The organism is Serratia sp. 506_PEND (assembly GCF_001076875.1).
Taxonomy (GTDB): Bacteria; Pseudomonadota; Gammaproteobacteria; order Enterobacterales; family Enterobacteriaceae; genus Serratia; species Serratia marcescens.
In genome coordinates, this window is the sequence record NZ_JVEL01000169.1 from 1 (window position 1) to 1,510 (window position 1,510).

General features: G+C 56.4%; 1 protein-coding gene. It reads right to left on the reverse strand.

Annotation, left to right across the window (positions count from 1 at the left end):
- Positions 1–442 precede the first annotated feature (442 nt).
- On the reverse strand, positions 443–1,510 hold a 1,068-nt coding region (locus ADK28_RS04190), incomplete at its 5' end, for a 30S ribosomal protein S12 methylthiotransferase accessory factor YcaO (RefSeq protein WP_048794972.1).

The window sequence follows — 1,510 nt, forward strand, 5'->3', positions numbered from 1 at the left end:
GGTTAAAACAACGCAATGAGATACTAGCAAAGCAGTATAGGGGAAAATTTGATTTGGATCATAAGGCGGGGAAGTAGAGCGGCGAAATGGCGTGTTTTTTGTGTGGTTTTTGTGGTTAATTTATTGATTTTTAATCAAAAACATTTTTTTAATGTTTGCAAATTTTTTTGAATCCACCGAATGGTCGGCGTAGAGTAAAGTTAAATTTTTAGGCGTTTTGTCGCCGTGCGGCGCTGAAAGTTTAATTATCGGTTAATTATTATTTCACCGTCCGGCAACAATTGACGGTTTATTTATTTTTATGGCCGTTTAACCGCCTATTTCCCGGCGAAAAAATAAAACCGAATGCGTTGAAATAAACCGCAAAAATGAAAACGCCGCAACGGAGTGCGGCGTTTGGCAACAGGGGTACTCCCAAAGTGGTGGCCCCCCCTGATGATGCTTAGGCCTTGGCCCAGTGGCGGCGTTTGGCCGCCTGCAGCTTCTCGTAAGCCGCCAGCAGCGCCTGATGCGCCGGCAGCGCCTTCAGATCGGCATCGACGGCGAACAGCCCGTTGAAGCGCTCTTCACCGCTGATGGCGGCGGAGGCGGCGTCGACCGCTTCCTGGCCGTACATTTTCACGAACGCGGTATAGTATTGCGCCGCTTCGCGTTCAGGCTCCTGCGCCAGCAGCAGCAGCGTTTGCAGGCAGCGGTAGTAGTTGCTGCGCGCCGGGCTCAGCACCGAGGCGTTGAAGTCCTGCGTCCATTCGGTCCAGATCAGCGCCTGATCCAGATCGCCGCCCGCCAGCGCCAGCATCGACTTCAGCTCGCCCACGCGCAGGGTATGCCAGGCGTTGTCTTTGCCGCTGGCAATGCCCAGCAGTTCGCGTACGCGGGTGAAATCGTCCAGCCCTTCGTCGTCCAACTGCTCGATCAGCGCCAGGTATTCTTCCGGCTCCCACTCGCTGCCCGGCAGCGCCAGCAGCGTATCGCGCAGGTGCGCGCCCATGCTGTTGTTGGCCAGCAGCAGGTCTTCCGCCGGGTAGATATCGGACATGCCCGGCACGATGATGCGGCAAGCATAGACGCCCAGGTGCTCGTAGTCGGCGATGTACACTTCCGCGTCTTCCTTGTCGAAGATGCTCATCAGGGTGGCGAACTCTTCCTGCGTGCTGCCGCTGAAGTTCCAGTCAACGAACGGGTAATCGGCATCCTGTTTGAACAGATCCCAGGAGATCAGGCCGCTGGAGTCGATGAAGTGCGTTTCCAGGTTGGTGTGTTCCGCCACTTCTTCGTCATCGAAGGTCGGCGCGGTGAACACGTCGAGATCTTTCAGGCTGCGGCCCTGCAGCAGTTCGGTTACCGTGCGCTCCAGCGCCACGCCGAAGTCAGGATGCGCGCCGAATGAAGCGAAGCAGGTGCCGTTGGTCGGGTTGAACAGCACCACGCAGATCACCGGGTAGTTGCCGCCCAGCGAGGCGTCATAGGAGAGGATCGGGAAACCTTCCTCTTCCAACTTGGCGATGGC